General features: G+C 73.8%; 10 protein-coding genes. 5 read left to right on the top strand and 5 right to left on the bottom strand.

Annotated elements, in window-relative coordinates; all coding sequences use genetic code 11:
* Positions 1–2: 2 nt before the first annotated feature.
* The 5 genes from IE219_RS23900 to eccE form a co-directional block, all read right to left on the bottom strand.
* On the bottom strand, positions 3–1,862 hold the full coding sequence (locus tag IE219_RS23900) for an ABC transporter substrate-binding protein (protein WP_189981190.1): 1,860 nt from the start codon (positions 1,860–1,862) through the stop codon (positions 3–5).
* A 194-nt stretch (positions 1,863–2,056) separates the two neighbouring features.
* Entirely contained in the window at positions 2,057–5,149 is a 3,093-nt protein-coding gene (locus IE219_RS23895) for an SCO5717 family growth-regulating ATPase (RefSeq protein WP_189980912.1), read from the bottom strand.
* Between the two features lie 393 nt (positions 5,150–5,542).
* Complete coding sequence (locus tag IE219_RS23890; protein ID WP_189980909.1) at positions 5,543–5,776, bottom strand: DUF397 domain-containing protein; 234 nt, start codon at positions 5,774–5,776, stop codon at positions 5,543–5,545.
* Positions 5,777–5,999: 223 nt separating this feature from the next.
* Positions 6,000–6,722 carry a hypothetical protein gene (locus IE219_RS23885; RefSeq protein WP_189980907.1) on the bottom strand — a complete coding sequence of 241 codons (723 nt, stop codon included), beginning with the start codon at positions 6,720–6,722 and terminating at the stop codon, positions 6,000–6,002.
* Positions 6,719–8,065 (bottom strand): type VII secretion protein EccE, encoded by a 1,347-nt coding sequence (gene eccE / locus IE219_RS23880; RefSeq protein ID WP_189980905.1) that lies wholly within the window; start codon positions 8,063–8,065, stop codon positions 6,719–6,721. Before eccE ends, IE219_RS23885 begins: the two co-directional genes overlap by 4 nt.
* Positions 8,066–8,246: 181 nt before the next feature.
* Here eccE and eccB point away from each other — a divergent pair, with 181 nt between their 5' ends.
* The 5 genes from eccB (at position 8,247) to IE219_RS23855 (ending at position 14,779) form a co-directional block, all read left to right on the top strand.
* Positions 8,247–9,773: a type VII secretion protein EccB gene (gene eccB / locus IE219_RS23875; protein WP_189980903.1), complete on the top strand. Its 1,527-nt coding sequence runs from the start codon at positions 8,247–8,249 to the stop codon at positions 9,771–9,773.
* A 14-nt stretch (positions 9,774–9,787) separates the two neighbouring features.
* Positions 9,788–11,047, top strand: a complete 1,260-nt coding sequence (gene mycP / locus IE219_RS23870; protein ID WP_189980901.1) for a type VII secretion-associated serine protease mycosin — start codon at positions 9,788–9,790, stop codon at positions 11,045–11,047.
* 200 nt (positions 11,048–11,247) lie between these two features.
* Positions 11,248–11,697, top strand: coding sequence for a hypothetical protein (locus tag IE219_RS23865; protein WP_189980899.1), 450 nt, complete (start codon positions 11,248–11,250; stop codon positions 11,695–11,697).
* 6 nt (positions 11,698–11,703) lie between these two features.
* A complete protein-coding gene (locus tag IE219_RS23860; protein WP_189980897.1) occupies positions 11,704–13,458 on the top strand; it encodes a hypothetical protein in 1,755 nt (584 codons plus the stop codon).
* Positions 13,459–13,495: 37 nt separating this feature from the next.
* A complete protein-coding gene (locus tag IE219_RS23855; RefSeq protein ID WP_229849979.1) occupies positions 13,496–14,779 on the top strand; it encodes a S8 family serine peptidase in 1,284 nt (427 codons plus the stop codon).
* Positions 14,780–14,783: the final 4 nt, after the last annotated feature.

Below are 14,783 nucleotides of genomic sequence, written 5' to 3'. Positions count from 1 at the left end.
CGCTACTCGCGGTCGTCGGCGCCGGCGCGCCGCCGGTTCCGGAGCAGGAGGAAGCCGCCGGCCAGGACGACCACGGTCGCGGCGATCCCGACGACGACGCCGGTCGAGGAGCCCGACCCGGAACCGCCGGAGCCGGCCGCGGGCACCGCCGACCACCAGCTCCAGTAGCCGTCCTGACCCCAGATGTTCCCGGCGGCCTCGGGCATCGTCGTGAGGGAGGCGATCTGGTCGGTGCGGTACGCCTCCAGGGCGTTGGGGTACGCCATGACGTTCATGTACCCGGTGTCGTAGAGCCGCGACTGCATCCGCTTGACCAGTTCGGCCCGCTTCGCCGGGTCGTACTCGACGGCCTGCTGGGCGTAGAGCCCGTCGAACTCCCGGTCGCAGATGAAGTTGTCGGTGGCGCCGGTGTCCTTGGCGGTGGCGGGCAGGGTGCCGCAGGTGTGGATGGAGAGCACGTAGTCCGGGTCGGGGTTGACCGACCAGCCGTCGAAGGCGAGGTCGTAGTCGCCCTTCGTCCACGGGTCGGAGACGCTGTCCAGGCACTCGACGGTCAGTCCGACGCCGAGCCTGCCCCACCACTCCTGGAGGTACTTGGCGACCGCCTTGTCGTTGGGGTCGGTGGCGTGGCACAGGATGCGGAAGGAGAGCGGCCTGCCGTCCTTGCCGAGCCGCTCGCCCGCGCCGTTCTTCACGTATCCGGCGTCGGTGAGGGTCTTGTCGGCGGCGGCCGGGTCGTAGGCCCGCTTCCGCGCGGCCTCCGGCTTCCAGAAGTAGCTGCCGAAGCGGGGCGGGATGTAGCCCTCGCCCTCGACGGCGTGCCCCTGGAAGACCTTGTCGACGAGGGTGGCGCGGTCGACGGCGAGGAAGAGGGCCTTGCGGACGGCCGGGTCGAGGAGCGCCTTGTTCCCGTTGCCGAAGGCGGTGCCGTCCTGGGCGCGGGCGCCGGGGTTGGTGGCCAGCGCGTAGAAGCGGCGCCCGGGGGCGTCGTTGACCTTGATGTCCTTCTGCGTCTTCAGCGCCGCCGCCTGGGCGGGCGTCAGGTTGGGGACGAAGGACACCTCGCCCTTCTGGAGGGCGGCGACGGCCGCGTCCCCGTCCTTGTAGTACTTGAAGACCAGCTCGTCGAACTTGGGGGCGCCCCGCCAGAACGTCTTGTTCGGCCTGAGCTTGATGTACTGGTCGACCTTGAAGTCCGTGATGACGAAGGGGCCGTTGCCCACGATCGGGAACGACCGGTCGTTGTTGAACTTCGAGAAGTCGCCGACCTTCTCCCACACGTGCTTGGGCACGATCGGCACGTCCAGCGCCGTCATCGTCGCCTGCGGCTTCTTCAGCCGGATGACGAGGGTCCGCGGGTCGGGCGCGGTGACCTTCTCGAAGTTGGCGGTGAAGTTGCCGTTGGCGGTGGCCGCGTCCGGATCGGTCATCATCGTGGTGAAGGTCCAGGCCGCGTCCTCGGCGGTGGCCGGCTTCCCGTCGGACCAGGTCGAGTCCTCGCGGATCTTGTACGTCCACGTCAGCTTGTCCGCGGAGGCGGACCACTCGGTGGCGAAGCCCGGGACGGTCCTGGCGTCCTTCGGGTCGTAGTTGGTCAGGTACTCGTACGCCAGCCGGTGGACGCTGGTCGAGGTGAGCTTCTGGGCGAGGAACGGGCTCAGCGAGTCGATGCTCTGCGAGACCGCGACCGTGAGCGTCGTGCCGCCGGACTTCCCGTCCTCGGCGGCGGCCGCCGGGGCGGTGGCGGGGACCGCCGCGAGCGAGGCGGCGGTGACACCGGCGGCGAGCAGCGGACCGGCGGCGCGGCGGAGCCGGGCCGGGCGTGCGCCCGGGCGGGGACGGGGGGGAACCTTCGTGACCATGACCATGGGACGTGACCTCGCGTAGGGGGATCTGCCGTGGAGTCGTGGATCTCGGGCTGGGTGGAGCGAAGGTGTATCAGCGGTGATCTCCCGTCGTCAACGACGTCTCAAACCCCTTGTGGACTGCGGGAACGCCAAGAGGCTCCGCGCCGGTGACCCGGTGCGGAGCCTCATTGGTCCACTCCTGTGAAGCCTTACTGCTGAGGGGCCGGCGGTGCCTGCGGGGGCGTCTGCGGCGGTGCCTGCGGAGGCAGCGGCTGCCCGAACGGCTGGCCCGCCGCGGGCGGAGCCCCGTACGGCTGCGGAGGCTGACCGGGCTGCCCCGGCTGTCCGGAAGGCACCCCCTGCGGGTACGGCTGCTGTCCGTACGCCTGCTCGTACGCCTGCCCGTACGCCTGCGCCTGCCCGGGATGTCCGGGCTGACCGGGAACCGGCTGACCCGGCTGCGGGTAGGGCTGGGCCTGCTGCGGCGGGTACGGCTGACCGGGCGCCGGGTACGGCTGCTGCCCGTACGGCTGACCCGGCGCGGGCGCGGCCCCGTACGGCTGGCCCGGCGCCGGCTGCCCCGGATATCCGGCCTGGCCCGGCATCGGCGGCGCCAGGTGCGGCGGCAGCCCGCCCTGGCCGTCACCGGTCCACAGCCCCTGCGCCTGCTGCGCCCGCGCGAAGTCCTCGGCCACCATCGCCGACAGGTCGAAGTACGCCTCCCGGGTCTTCGGCCGCATCATGTCGAGGTCCACCTCGGCGCCGGCCGCCAGGTGCTCGTCGAAGGGCACCACGACCACCCCGCGGCAGCGGGTCCTGAAGTGCTGCACGATATCCTCGACCTTGATCATCTTTCCGGTCTCGCGGACCCCGGAGATCACCGTGATCGAGCGCTGCACCAGCTCCGCGTACCCGTGCGCGGAGAGCCAGTCCAGCGTCGTCGAGGCGCTGGAGGCGCCGTCCACCGACGGGGTGGAGATGATGATCAGCTGGTCGGCGAGGTCCAGCACCCCGCGCATGGCGCTGTAGAGCAGCCCGGTGCCGGAGTCGGTGAGGATCACCGGGTACTGCTTGCCGAGGACGTCGATCGCCCGCCGGTAGTCCTCGTCGTTGAAGGTCGTCGAGACGGCCGGGTCCACGTCGTTGGCGATGATCTCCAGACCGGAGGGCGCCTGCGAGGTGAACCGGCGGATGTCCATGTACGAGTTGAGGTACGGGATCGCCTGCACCAGGTCGCGGATGGTCGCCCCGGTCTCGCGCCGCACCCGGCGGCCCAGCGTGCCCGCGTCCGGGTTGGCGTCGATCGCCAGGATCTTGTCCTGCCGCTCGGTCGCCAGCGTCGAGCCCAGCGCGGTCGTCGTCGTGGTCTTGCCGACGCCGCCCTTGAGCGAGATGACCGCGATCCGGTAGCAGGAGAGCACCGGGGTGCGGATCAGCTCCAGCTTCCGCTGCCGCTCCTGCTCCTCCTTCTTGCCGCCCAGCTTGAAGCGGGAGGCGGCGCCGGGGGTCCGGCTCGACTTCGGCTTCTGCTTGTTGTTGCGCAGCAGCCGGTCGGAGGAGAGCTCCACGGCCGCGGTGTAGCCGAGCGGCGCGCCCGGCACGGAGCGCTCGCGCTGGTCGTGCGTGACGCTCTGCGGCCACGCCGCCCCGGTCCGCGGATCGGCCCCCGGCGGATAGCCGTGCCCCTCCGGAGCCGGAGCCGGGGCCGGAGCCGGGGCCTGAGGCTGGGCCGGGGCCTGCGCCTGCGGGTGGCCGGGCTGCGGCTGCCCCGGCTGGGGGTAGCCGTAACCGGCGGGCGTGGGTACCTGGTGCTGCGGGTGCGGCTGCGGCTGACCGGGCTGGGGGTAGCCGTAGCCCGCCGGGGGCTGGGGCCGGCCCGGCTGCGGGTAGCCGTACCCGGCGGGCGGCTGTGGCGCGCCGAACCCCGGGGCGCCCGGGGCCTGTTCGGCGGCGGGCGCCGGGATCTGGGGCTGCGGCTGGGGCTGGGGCTGCGGCTGTCCCGGCTGGGGGTAGCCGTAACCGGCCGGGACGCCGGGCTGCGGGTAGCCGTACCCGCCCTGCGGCGGTACGGGACCGGGGGCACCGGCCACCGGCGGCTGACCGGGCCACTGCGGGGCGCCGGGCGCGGGCCGCGGCGGCTGCGGAACCTGCGGCGGCAGCCCGGCGGCCTGCGGGACCTCCGGCGCGGCGGCCGGGACCTCGGGGGCCGCGACGGGGAAGTCGGGGGCCGCGGCCGGGAAGTCCGGCGGGAGCGGCGGCAGCGCGGCGGACGCCTCCTCGGGGGCTTCCCCGGGAGTTCCCCCGGGCGTCTTCGCGGACATCTCGTCGGGCGTTTCCCCGGGTGCCTCCCCGGGCGTCTCCTCGGCGGGGAGGGCGGCGGGTGCGTCCTCGGGGGCCGGAGCCGGGGTCTTTGCGGCGGCCTCGGCCTCGGCCGGGCCGGTGTCCTCGCGGGCTTCCGCCTCGTCCGCCGTGTCCACGACGTCCACCGCCGTGTCCACCACGTCCGCCGGGGCGTCGTCGGCCCCGGACTCGGTCTCGGGCGCGGTCTCGACCTCGGCGGCGGGCTCCTCCGGGCCGGTCGCGGTCTCGGCCCCGGTCCCCGCGCGCGGGTCGGCGGACGGGGGCACGTCGGCGCGGGCCAGGCCCGCGGCCTCGGGGGAACCAGCCGGGGGCGCGCCCTCCGGAGCCGCCTCCGGCCGGGCCCCGGCCTCGGCCCGCAGCGCGGCGGAGGAGAAGCGCATGGTCGTGCCGCTCTCCACGTCTCCCGAGGCGTCGGGGGCCGGGGCGGGCGGCGGCACGGGGGCGCCGTACGCGGGGTACGCGCCGGGGGCCGGAGCCGGGGGAGTGCCGGGCGCGGCGGCCTCGGTGCCGTACGGCGGGTACGGACCGGGCGCCGGGGCCGGCGGCGGGACGGCGGGCGCGGCGGCACCGGGGCCGTACGCCGGATACGCGCCGGGGGCCGGGGGCGGCACGGGCGCGCCGGGCTCGGAGCCGTACGCCGGGGGCTGTCCGGGGACGGGCGCGGCGGGCGGCGGGGCCTGCGGAGGGGTCTGCGCGGGGGTGTGCGTCCACGCGGGCTGGAAGCCGCCGCCCGGGGGCAGGCCGGGCACCGCGACCGGCGCGCCGGTCGGCGGCGGGGGAGTGACACCGCCGGCCCCCGGACCGCCCGGCGCACCCTGCGTGTACCAGGCCGGCGGGGTGTAGTCGATGGTGAACTCACCCGTCATCTCGGCGGGATCCGCGTCGGACTCGTCGGCGGGCACGTTCCACTCCCCGCGGATGTCGTCGCGATCGCCGTTCACTTTGCCTCCTGGTGTGGTCGAGCACCCTCGTGCCGTCGTGCGTCGGGGCACCGTTCACCGCCGGTCCGGCCGGGTCTCCCCCTCGGGGTCCGGCGGACCCGTTCCGAGAGGTCCTCCGCCGGGCCCCCACCCCACCCTAGACGCCCGTGCCACCGGTGCGGCAGGCCCGTCCGCCCCCGGGCGCCGTGCCCCGCGTCACGTGTCGCGTCCCGGTGACACGGGGGCGGCGGAGCGTGAGGGGACGGGCGGGACCGGAGCCGTACCGAGAGGCGGGGCGGGTGCCCCGACCGGGTGAGGGGCGGGGCCGCCCGCGCGCCGGGGCCGACACGACGAACCGGCGGTCGCGTCCCCCGAATCGGGGCACGCGACCGCCGGCCACGGTCGTCCGGCGGCTCAGCGCAGGTCGAACTCGCCGTCCCGGGCGCCGAGTACGAACGCCTCCCACTCGGCCGCCGTGTACCGCAGCACCGTGCCGTGGTCCAGCGAGGACCGCATGGCGATGCCGCCGCCCGGCAGATGGGCGATCTCGACGCGCTCCTCGTCCGGGCTCGTCCCGGGGGCGCCGAGCCACTCGACCCCCGAGATGTCGAGGGCGTACAACTCGTCCTTCTCCTGCGCGCTCCCCATGACGGGTTTCCTTTCGCTCCGTTCGGACCGTGTCGGCGGTCCGCGTGCCCCTCCGGCGGCGGACGGGCGGACGCCGCCCCGTACCGAAGGGGAAGTACTCGGGAAATACTAGGGAGTCCGGGTCGCCCCGCGGGCGCCTTCGGACGAACCCGGAACCCGGTCCGCCGCTCCGGCGCCTCCGGACGAACCCGGCGCCCGGCCCGGCGCCTCTGGGCCCGGGGCCTCAGTCCATCCGGCGGGCCGTGCCGAGCAGCCCCGCCTCCGCGTCCGTCGCGTTCGTCATCACCCAGTTCCGCTCGCCGCCCGAGCACCACAGGGTGACGCCCTCGCCGAGCGTCGGCAGCGCCTCCACCTCGGTCCGCGTCAGGTTCAGGATCCGGCCCGTCTGCCGCGCCTCCTGCGGCGAGATCCGCTGCACGCCGACGAGCGTCGCCGCCCGCATCAGCCGGGGGGCGACCGGACTCAGGTACGGCAGCAGCGTCAGCACCGACTGCCACGGCGAGGACACCACCCGGCCGCGCGGCGGCCGCATGCCGCAGTCCCGCACCACGACCACCGGACTGCCCACGGTCGCGCCCAGCGGCGGCACCCGGCCCACATCGTGCAGCGTCACGCACTCCAGACCCGCGCCCGCCGCCTGCGCCAGCCCCACCCACGCCTGCGGGCGGCCGGTCTCCACCACCACGCGGGACCCGGTGGCCGCCGCGCGCAGCGCCAGCACCTGCGCCGTCCACAGACCGCCGATCAGCAGGACGTCGTACGGCGTCGACCGGTGGAAGCCCACCAACTGCGGCCGCCCCTCCGTGTCCTCGCCGATCACCACGCCGTCGTCGCCCACCGGCAGCGACAGCGCGCCGAGATCGGCCGCGGGCACCGTGTGCCCCGCGTGCCGCGGACCGAGGAGACCGCGCGGCCCCTTTGTCCGCACCGCGCCGCGTCCCGTCATCGCGCACCCCCGAGAGGCATCGTCGCCAGCACACCCGGCAGCTGCTCGCGGTCCAGCCGCAGCAGGCCGACCTTCGCGGTGCGGGCCGCCTGCTCCAAGGTCCGCCGCACCCGCACCAGTTCGTTGTCGGAACCGCCGGTGACCCGGAAGTGGCCGCCGACCTCCATGGTCCCCTGCCGGGTCCCGCGCCGGACGGTCAGACTGAACGTCGTGGCGTACGCGGGCACCGACGTCAGCAGCGAGACCAGCCGCGGCAGCGGCGCCGCGCCCCGGCCCAGCTCCGGCCAGCGCCCCACCGCGTACGTGGTGTGCCAGCGGTCGTCGCACCGCCACACCCGGGAGGTCTCGGCCGTCCGCCGCTGCGGCGCCGCGTCCGGCCGCCCGGCCCGCGCCGCGGCGTGCGGACTCGTGCAGGCGGCCGTCGCCACCGCCGAGTTGACTTCTTCCTGGTCCAGGACGACCGCCTGGAAACCCGCGCCCGTGATCCGGCTCGCCAGATGGTCCGCGACCCGCACCAGACAGCGCTGCGCGCCCTCCAGACCGCCGCCGCGCGCCGCGACCGCCTCCCGGCAGCGCTCGGGATCCAGCTTCACCGCCACCCACGTCAGCCGCAGCGCGGGCGCCCCCGTCCGCTCCTGGAGCGGCGCGTACGACAGCCGGGCCACGGACTGCTGGGGCAGGTGGGGGGCCGGCGCCGGGCGCACCTGCTGCACCAGCTGCACCGACTCCACCACGATGTCGTCGACCGCGAGGGCGTCACCGAGCAGCGACAGCGGGAAGGCACGGGCGCCGAAGACCGGCCGGAGCGCCGAACCGCTCGCCTCCACCCGGAGCACCGCGGTCAGGAACGAGCCGTCGCCCAGCATTCCGACGGTCCGGTGGTTCCGGTCGACGTACGGCCAGGCGTCGAAGCCCCGCACGTTCTCCGTCACCGGCGCCAGCGAGGGGTCGGAGTCGGGCGCGGCGGGGGCGGTGTCCCGGCGGCGCGCACGCAGCGCGAGCGCCGTGCCCAGCCAGTCCTGCACGGCCTGCCCCCGCCGGCGTATCACCGCCGGCACGACCAGCAGCCCGGCCACCACGCAGGTGGGCACCAGCCAGAGGCCGCCCAGCACGAAACCGACCGCCACCAGGGCCAGCGCCGCCTCCACCAGGACCAGCTGGCGGAGCTGCACCGGACCGATCCGGCCGGTGCGCGACAGCGGGCGCAGCGTCGTCGTCGCGGGCGCCGCGGCGGCGCTCCGGGGGGCCGGGACGGCCGGCCCGTTGCTGCGTTGCCGTCGGGAAGATCGGGGCGTCCGACCGGTGGTCCGCCGCCCATTGCGCGCACGCGTCGCCGTACCCATCGCCGCGTTGCCCCCTCGTGTCCGTAATAGCCGAATTCCTCTGGGCGTTGACCGGGCGATCACCCTACCTGAGCGGTCACACGCAGGCGCCGCCAGGCATAGTAGGGGCGGCGGACCCCCGGCCGGGTCCGCGGCACCGTGGAAACCTGGTCGCTCGGCGGGGAGAGGGACGACACTTCAGATGGCATCACGACGGGACGAACTGAACGCCTACACCTTCGCGAAGCGGAGACTGGTCGCACAGTTCGTACAGCCCAACTCGACCGGCTCCGAGGAGGGCGCGCCGCGCCCGCTGCGCGCGGTGGTCCCCGGCGCCATCGTCGGCGTGGTGGTCCTGGCGGTCTTCGGCGCGATCGGCATGTTCCGGCCCACCGCCCCCAAGAACTGGGACGTGCCGGGCGAGAACGTCATCATCGCCAGCAAGTCGACCACCCGGTACGTGGTCCTCAAGACCGGCGACAAGACCCAGCTCCACCCGGTCCTCAACATGTCCTCGGCGAAACTGCTCCTCGCCCCCGACAAGGGCAAGATCATCACCGTCGACGAGTCCGTGCTCGACCGCGGGACCATCCCGCACGGCGCCACCCTCGGCATCCCCTACGCCCCCGACCGCCTCCCCGCCGCCGACGAAGCCGGCAAGGCCAAGCGCTGGGTCGTCTGCGAGCGGCCCGTCGACGGCGGCCGGGCGATCCAGAAGGCGGCCTTCGTCCTCGCCGACCGCGAGAAGGACCGGACCGACGGCCGGGACGAACGGCTCCGGGGCGGCCAGCTCCTCTACGTCGAGGGCCCCGACCGCACCCGCTACGTCGTCGACGCCGCCGGCACCGGCTACCCGCTCGCCAAGGACGAACTCCTCCTGCGCCAGCTCGTCGGCCAGAACCGCGTCCCGCAGCGCGTCTCCGCCCAGTGGCTCGCCACCCTCCGCAAGGGCGACCCCATCTCCTTCCCGAAGGTCCCCGGCGAGATCGGCGCCGACTCCGGCGCCACCGGCCTGCCCGACGGCGCCGGCCGGGTCGGCACGGTCCTGTCCGCCACCGACGGCACCAAGAAGCAGCAGTACGTCGTCCTCGCCGACCGCGTCGCCCCCGTCACCGACTTCACCGCCAAACTGCTCCTCAACAGCCGCCAGCTCGTCGACCTCGGCCAGAACGGCCAGGCCACCGCGGTCAGCGGCGGCGCCTTCCAGCCCGGCAGGGCGTTCAACCGCGACAAGACGTGGCCCCGCGCCGTCCCCGTCCCGGTCAACGAGGCGGGCACCGGCAAGGGCAGCCGCAACACCGTCTGCAACGTGCTGCGCGAGGTCACCCCCGAGACCGGCGCCACCACCATGAGCACCTGGGCCGGCGAGGACTTCCCCGCCACCCTGCCCACCGGCTCCAGCAGCGCCTACGTCACCCCCGGATCCGGCCAGCTGTTCCGGCAGTTCACCGGCTCCACCACCGGCACCGGCTTCCTCTTCCTCGTCACCGACACCGGCCTGCGGTACGCCATGCAGTCCAACGGCGACAGCACCGGCGGCGACTCCGGCATCGGCTCCTCCGGCACCCCCGAGGAGAAGGAGGCCCGGCTGGCCGAGCAGCGGCAGGCCCAGAACCGCCTCGGCTACAAGGACGTCGAACCGCTGCCCGTCCCCGCCGAATGGGCCACCTTCCTGCCCACCGGGCCGCGGCTGTCCACCAGCGACGCCCGCCAGCCGCAGGGATCATGAGGCGGCGACGACCGATGACACTCTCCCCCGCCACCCTTTCCGGTGACGCCCCCCGGCGCGCGCTCGCCCTCGCGGCGGCCACCCTGCTCTGCTCCCTCGGCCTGCCGTTCACCACGGCGGCGGCCGAGGACGACTCCCAGTGCACCTACCCGGACGAGCCGTACGAGGGCCGCCCCTGGTCCCTCCAGCGCGTCCAGCTCGACCGGCTGTGGGCGCAGTCCACCGGCAAGGGCGTCCGGGTCGCCGTCATCGACACCGGCGTCGACGTGAAGAACCCGCAGCTGACCCGCGCCGTGGACGTCAAGAGCGGCATCAACCTCATCCCCAAGGACGCCAAGGACGCCAACGGCAACAAGCTGAAGCGCGGCAAGGAGGACGGCACCACCGACACCGTCGGCCACGGCACCCGCGTCTCCGGCATCATCGCCGCCCGCCCCGCCAAGGGCACCGGCTTCGTCGGCCTCGCGCCCGACGCCGTCATCATCCCCATCCAGCAGAACGACGCCGACGGCCACGGCACCGCCGCCACCCTCGCCACCGCGATCCGCCACGCGATCGCGAAGAAGGCCGACGTGATCAACATCTCGCAGGACACCGCCGACGCGGTGGAACCCGCCCCGGCCCTGCGCGAAGCCGTCGAAGCCGCGCTGGCCGAGGAGATCGTGGTCGTCGCCTCGGCGGGCAACGACGGCATGGACGGCAGCGACAAGAAGACCTACCCGGCCTCCTACGAGGGCGTCCTCGCCGTCGCCGCCTCCGACCGCAACAACGAGCGCGCCGCCTTCTCCCAGGCCGGCGAATTCGTCGGCGTCGCCGCCCCCGGCGTGGACATGGTCTCCACCGTCCCCCTCGGCGGCCACTGCGCCGACAACGGCACCAGCTTCTCCGCGCCGTACGTCGCCGGCCTCGCCGCCCTCGTCAAGGCCAAGCACCCCGACTGGACGCAGCGGCAGATCGTCGCCCAGATCGAGCAGACCGCCGAACGCTCCGTCGCCCGCCGCGACCGGCTCGTCGGCTGGGGCGTGGTGGACCCGGTCCGGGCCCTCACCGACGACGAGAAGCCCGTCGAGAAGCCCGTCGCCCGCGAGGCCGCCCTGCGCGCGGAGGCCCCCACCCCCGCCGCCGTCCACCTCGGCGAGACCCCGGAACAGCGCACCGCCCGCCTCGCCACCTACGTGGTCGTCAGCGGCGGCGTCCTGGTCGCCGCCATCGCCGGCGCGGCGGTCGCCCTCCGCGACCACCGGCGCCGGCGGAACGCCCCGGCGGCCCGGTGAAGATTGCAGGAGCACACGGCTGGTAGCGTCGATCCGTATAAATCTCGTGACGAACAAGAGACTTGGGGCTGTCAGCCCCCGTCGTTACAGTGGTAGACGTGCGTGGCCCGCAGCGTGATCGACCGCGATCGCAATGTGGTGCGGCAGGAGCAAACGGGGAGGAATGCTCGTGTTCGAGCTGACGGGGGACGGGGGCGGACGTGGCTGGTGATCTGGAGCGTGGCGCGGACGAACTGGAGAAGTTCAGTCGACGGGTCAGCGCGATCGTGGGCGAACTGCAGACGGACGTCACGGCGGCCCTCAAGACCGACACCAACGAAGTGACCCGGACCAGTCTCGGCGTCGGCATCCCCTTCGCCGAGGCGGACGGCTTCTTCGCCGAGTACGCCCGGATCCAGACGGCACTCGTCGGCCTCTCGAAGTCCCTGGAGGGACAGGTCGAGATGCTGCGGATCGGCGTCCACGCGGCCAGCGTCGGATACGACAACGTGGAAGAGGACCTGCGCCTGCAGTTCTACTCGATCAAGAGCCGCCTCAACAAGGAGCGCGACACCGCCCTTGAAGAGCAGAAGCAGAAGCAGTCCGGTGCCCCCGCGCAGCCCGATGCGCAGGTCCAGCACACCGACGACAGCCCGACGGATCTGGGGTGACGACCGATGAGTGACGAGACGCAGCCGAAGCAGGACCCGAACCTGACCCCCCAGGAACAGGCGCAGGCCGAGGACACGGCCCTGATCGACGCGAAGACCAGCTTCGCGGACTTCACCGAACAGTTCGGCGACTCCCTCCCCTTCGGCTTCCTCCGCGGCGGCTTCTACGGCGACACCTCCTTCGAGGACCAGCCGCTCAACCGGATGCTGGATCTCCTCGAAAGCGCCCGCCCGGACGCCTTCGTGGGTGTCGTGGCCGCCATGAAGAAGGCGACGAAGAACCTCAACGAGGCCGCCAAGGACCTGGACACCTTCGTCCGCGGCGTCGACTGGAAGGGCGAGGCCGCCACCGAGTTCCAGCGCTACGGCTCCGCGGTCGTGACCTACGCCTGGGGCATCAGCAAGGTCACCAACGCGGTCGGCGCCCAGATGGAGAACGCCGGCACCGGCCTCACCTCGGTCCGCAACTCCAAGCCGCCGCGCGACACCCGCCTCGTCCAGAAGAAGCCCCAGGACTTCCAGGTCGTGGAGCAGGCGGCGGACAACCCCGCCTACCAGAAGTCCCTCCAGGTCGAGAAGGACCGCCAGGAGGCCATCAACCAGATGAACCGCCTGGCCTCCTTCTACGCGGTCTCCCAGAGCACCCTCGCCTCGATTCCCCTTCCGGTGCCGCCGAAGGCTTATGGGGCGCCGGTGCCGCGGCCTCTGGGAAGCATCAGGAACAGAGGCGACAGCGGTCTGGGGAAGAACGGCGGAACCCTCGACCGCACCGCCCGTGGCGGAACCCTCGACCACGAGACCCCCGGCACCATCGGCGCCAGCACGGACCGCACGAACACGACGGTGCCCCGTACGGGCGGCGAGCTGGACGGACACCAGCCGATCCGCGAGACCGGACCGGGCGACACCAAGGTCCGGATCGACAGCGTCGCCACGCCTCCGGCGCCCACGCTGCCGACCACCGCGCCCCCGTCGACCCCGACGCCGGTCACCCCGAACCCCACCGGGCCGGGCATGCCGCCGCCGATCGCCCTCGGCACCACGCCGAAGACCGGCGGCCCCCGGGTCGCCGGAGCGCCCGGCACTCCGCACACCGCCACCGGCCGCACCCCCCTGGGGCGCGCCACCGGCCCCACGACCTCTCCGGCGACGGGCCGCACCGGCGGACCGGCCAGCTCGCCCGCCACGGGCCGTTCGGGCGGACCCATGGGCCGCGCGACGGGACCGGGCACCCAGTCCCCGCAGGCCGGCCGCAGCACGCCGCAGACGGGCCGCGCGGGCGGCCCCGGCGGCCCGGCCCAGCGCCAGGGCACCGCCGGTGCGCGCAACCCGTCCCCGGCCGTCGGCCGACCCGGCGGACCGGGCCAGTCGGTCACGGGCCGTACGGGCTCCGCCCGCTCCAACCCGATCGTCGGCGGCACCCCGCAGCGCTCCTCCGGCGGAAGCACCGGCTCCCGGATCCCCCGGGGCACCGTCGTCGGCGGCGAGACCCCGGCGGGCCGCCCGGCCGCCGCCCGCCCCGGCCAGGCCGGCGTGGTCGGCTCCCCGTCCAACAAGCCCGGCCGTCCCACCGGTCTCGGCACCTCCGCCACCAACGGAGTGATCGGGAACCAGCGCGGCGCGGGCGGCGGACGCGGCAACCAGCGCCCGCCCCGCGAGGAGAAGGAGCGCGAGGGCACCGAGCGCCCCGACTACCTGGTCGAGGACGAAGAGACGTGGACGAACCGTCGGCGCGGAGCCGTGCCGCCGGTGATCGACTGAGTACGGGGAAGGCTCGGAAGTCAGGATGACGGCAGGAATGATCGAGAGCGGCAGGCTCCGACGGGTGCTGGTCAGCGCCGTGGCGACCACGGCGCTGACAGCGGGACTCGTCGGAACCGCCCCCGCAGCGTTCGCCATCGACGTCCAGGCGGAGCAGTGGTATCTGGACGCCATGCACGCCGAGGAGATCTGGAAGACGACGACTGGTGAAGGCGTCACGGTCGCCGTCATCGACACCGGCGTGAACAAGAACACCCCCTCGCTCAAGGGCAAGGTGCTGAAGGGGTGGGACGCCTCGGAGGCCAAGGGCGACGAGACCGATGATTACGAGGGGCACGGAACGAGTGTGGCCGAGCTCATCGTCGGGTCCGGGGCGAGCGGTGGCGTCAAAGGGCTGGCACCGGGCGCGAAGGTGATCCCCTTCCGCGTGAGCGACACCCAGATGCAGAACGAACAGGCCGTCAACGCCTTCGACTTGAGAGAGTCGATCCGGGCCGCAGCTGATAGCGAAGCCCGCATCATCAACATCTCCATGGCCAACGAATTCTACGACTCGGACATCCGCGAGGCCATCCAGTACGCCCAGAGCAAGGGCAAGCTCATCTTCGCGGGCTCGGGAAACAGCGCCGACAAGGGCAACAAGCCGCAGTACCCGGCGGCCTATCCGGAAGTCGTCGCCGTCGCCGCGACCGGCCAGAACGGAAAGGTGGCCAAGTACTCGCAGTACGGCGACTACGTCGACATCGCCGCCCCGGGTAACAGCATCCCCAGCTGGTGCGACGCCACCTTCAAGAGCTACTGCATCGAAGAAGGCACCAGCTTCGCCACCGCCCTAGCCTCCGCCACCGCCGCCCTGATCTGGTCCGAGCACCCCGACTGGACCGCCAACCAGGTCCTCCGGGTCATGTTCGAGGCCGCCGGGCGCGGCAAGGACTGGAAGCCCGGCACGGTCAGCGCCTACCTCGGCCACGGCGTCGTCCGTCCCAACGCCACCATCAACCGTGGCCTGGGCAACCCCGGCGACCCCCGTATCAGCCCCCTGACGAACATGCCCGCCGGCCCCGGTGCCGCCGAGGCGAACGCCTCCGCGAAGCCCTCGGCCACCGCTTCCGGAAGCGGCTCGCCCGGCACCGCGCCGTCTGCATCAGCTTCGCCACAAGCTCCGGCGGACGGGGCGACGTCCGCCCCGGCTGTGGCAGGCTCCGGCGAGAGCACCGGAACGAGCAGCCGGACGGGGCTCGTCATCGGCGGCGCGGCGGTCGCGCTGGTGGTCGCCGCCGGTGCGGCCTTCGTGATCGCACGCCGGCGCCGCGCCGCCTAGCGCG

The organism is Streptomyces termitum (genome assembly GCF_014650175.1).
Taxonomy (GTDB): Bacteria; Actinomycetota; Actinomycetes; order Streptomycetales; family Streptomycetaceae; genus Streptomyces; species Streptomyces termitum.
Note: the sequence above shows the minus strand (reverse complement) of the source record. Positions and strands in the feature narration are given on the sequence as shown.

What these genes read in the sequence shown, in the direction of transcription:
- IE219_RS23900 (WP_189981190.1), bottom strand. Translation starts at nt 1,862, where the DNA reads ATGGTCACGAAGGTTCCCCCCCGTCCCCGCCCGGGCGCACGCCCGGCC.
- IE219_RS23890 (WP_189980909.1), bottom strand. Translation starts at nt 5,776, where the DNA reads ATGGGGAGCGCGCAGGAGAAGGACGAGTTGTACGCCCTCGACATCTCG.
- IE219_RS23855 (WP_229849979.1), top strand. Translation starts at nt 13,496, where the DNA reads ATGATCGAGAGCGGCAGGCTCCGACGGGTGCTGGTCAGCGCCGTGGCG.
- IE219_RS23860 (WP_189980897.1), top strand. Translation starts at nt 11,704, where the DNA reads ATGAGTGACGAGACGCAGCCGAAGCAGGACCCGAACCTGACCCCCCAG.
- eccE (WP_189980905.1), bottom strand. Translation starts at nt 8,065, where the DNA reads ATGGGTACGGCGACGCGTGCGCGCAATGGGCGGCGGACCACCGGTCGG.
- IE219_RS23885 (WP_189980907.1), bottom strand. Translation starts at nt 6,722, where the DNA reads ATGACGGGACGCGGCGCGGTGCGGACAAAGGGGCCGCGCGGTCTCCTC.
- mycP (WP_189980901.1), top strand. Translation starts at nt 9,788, where the DNA reads ATGACACTCTCCCCCGCCACCCTTTCCGGTGACGCCCCCCGGCGCGCG.
- eccB (WP_189980903.1), top strand. Translation starts at nt 8,247, where the DNA reads ATGGCATCACGACGGGACGAACTGAACGCCTACACCTTCGCGAAGCGG.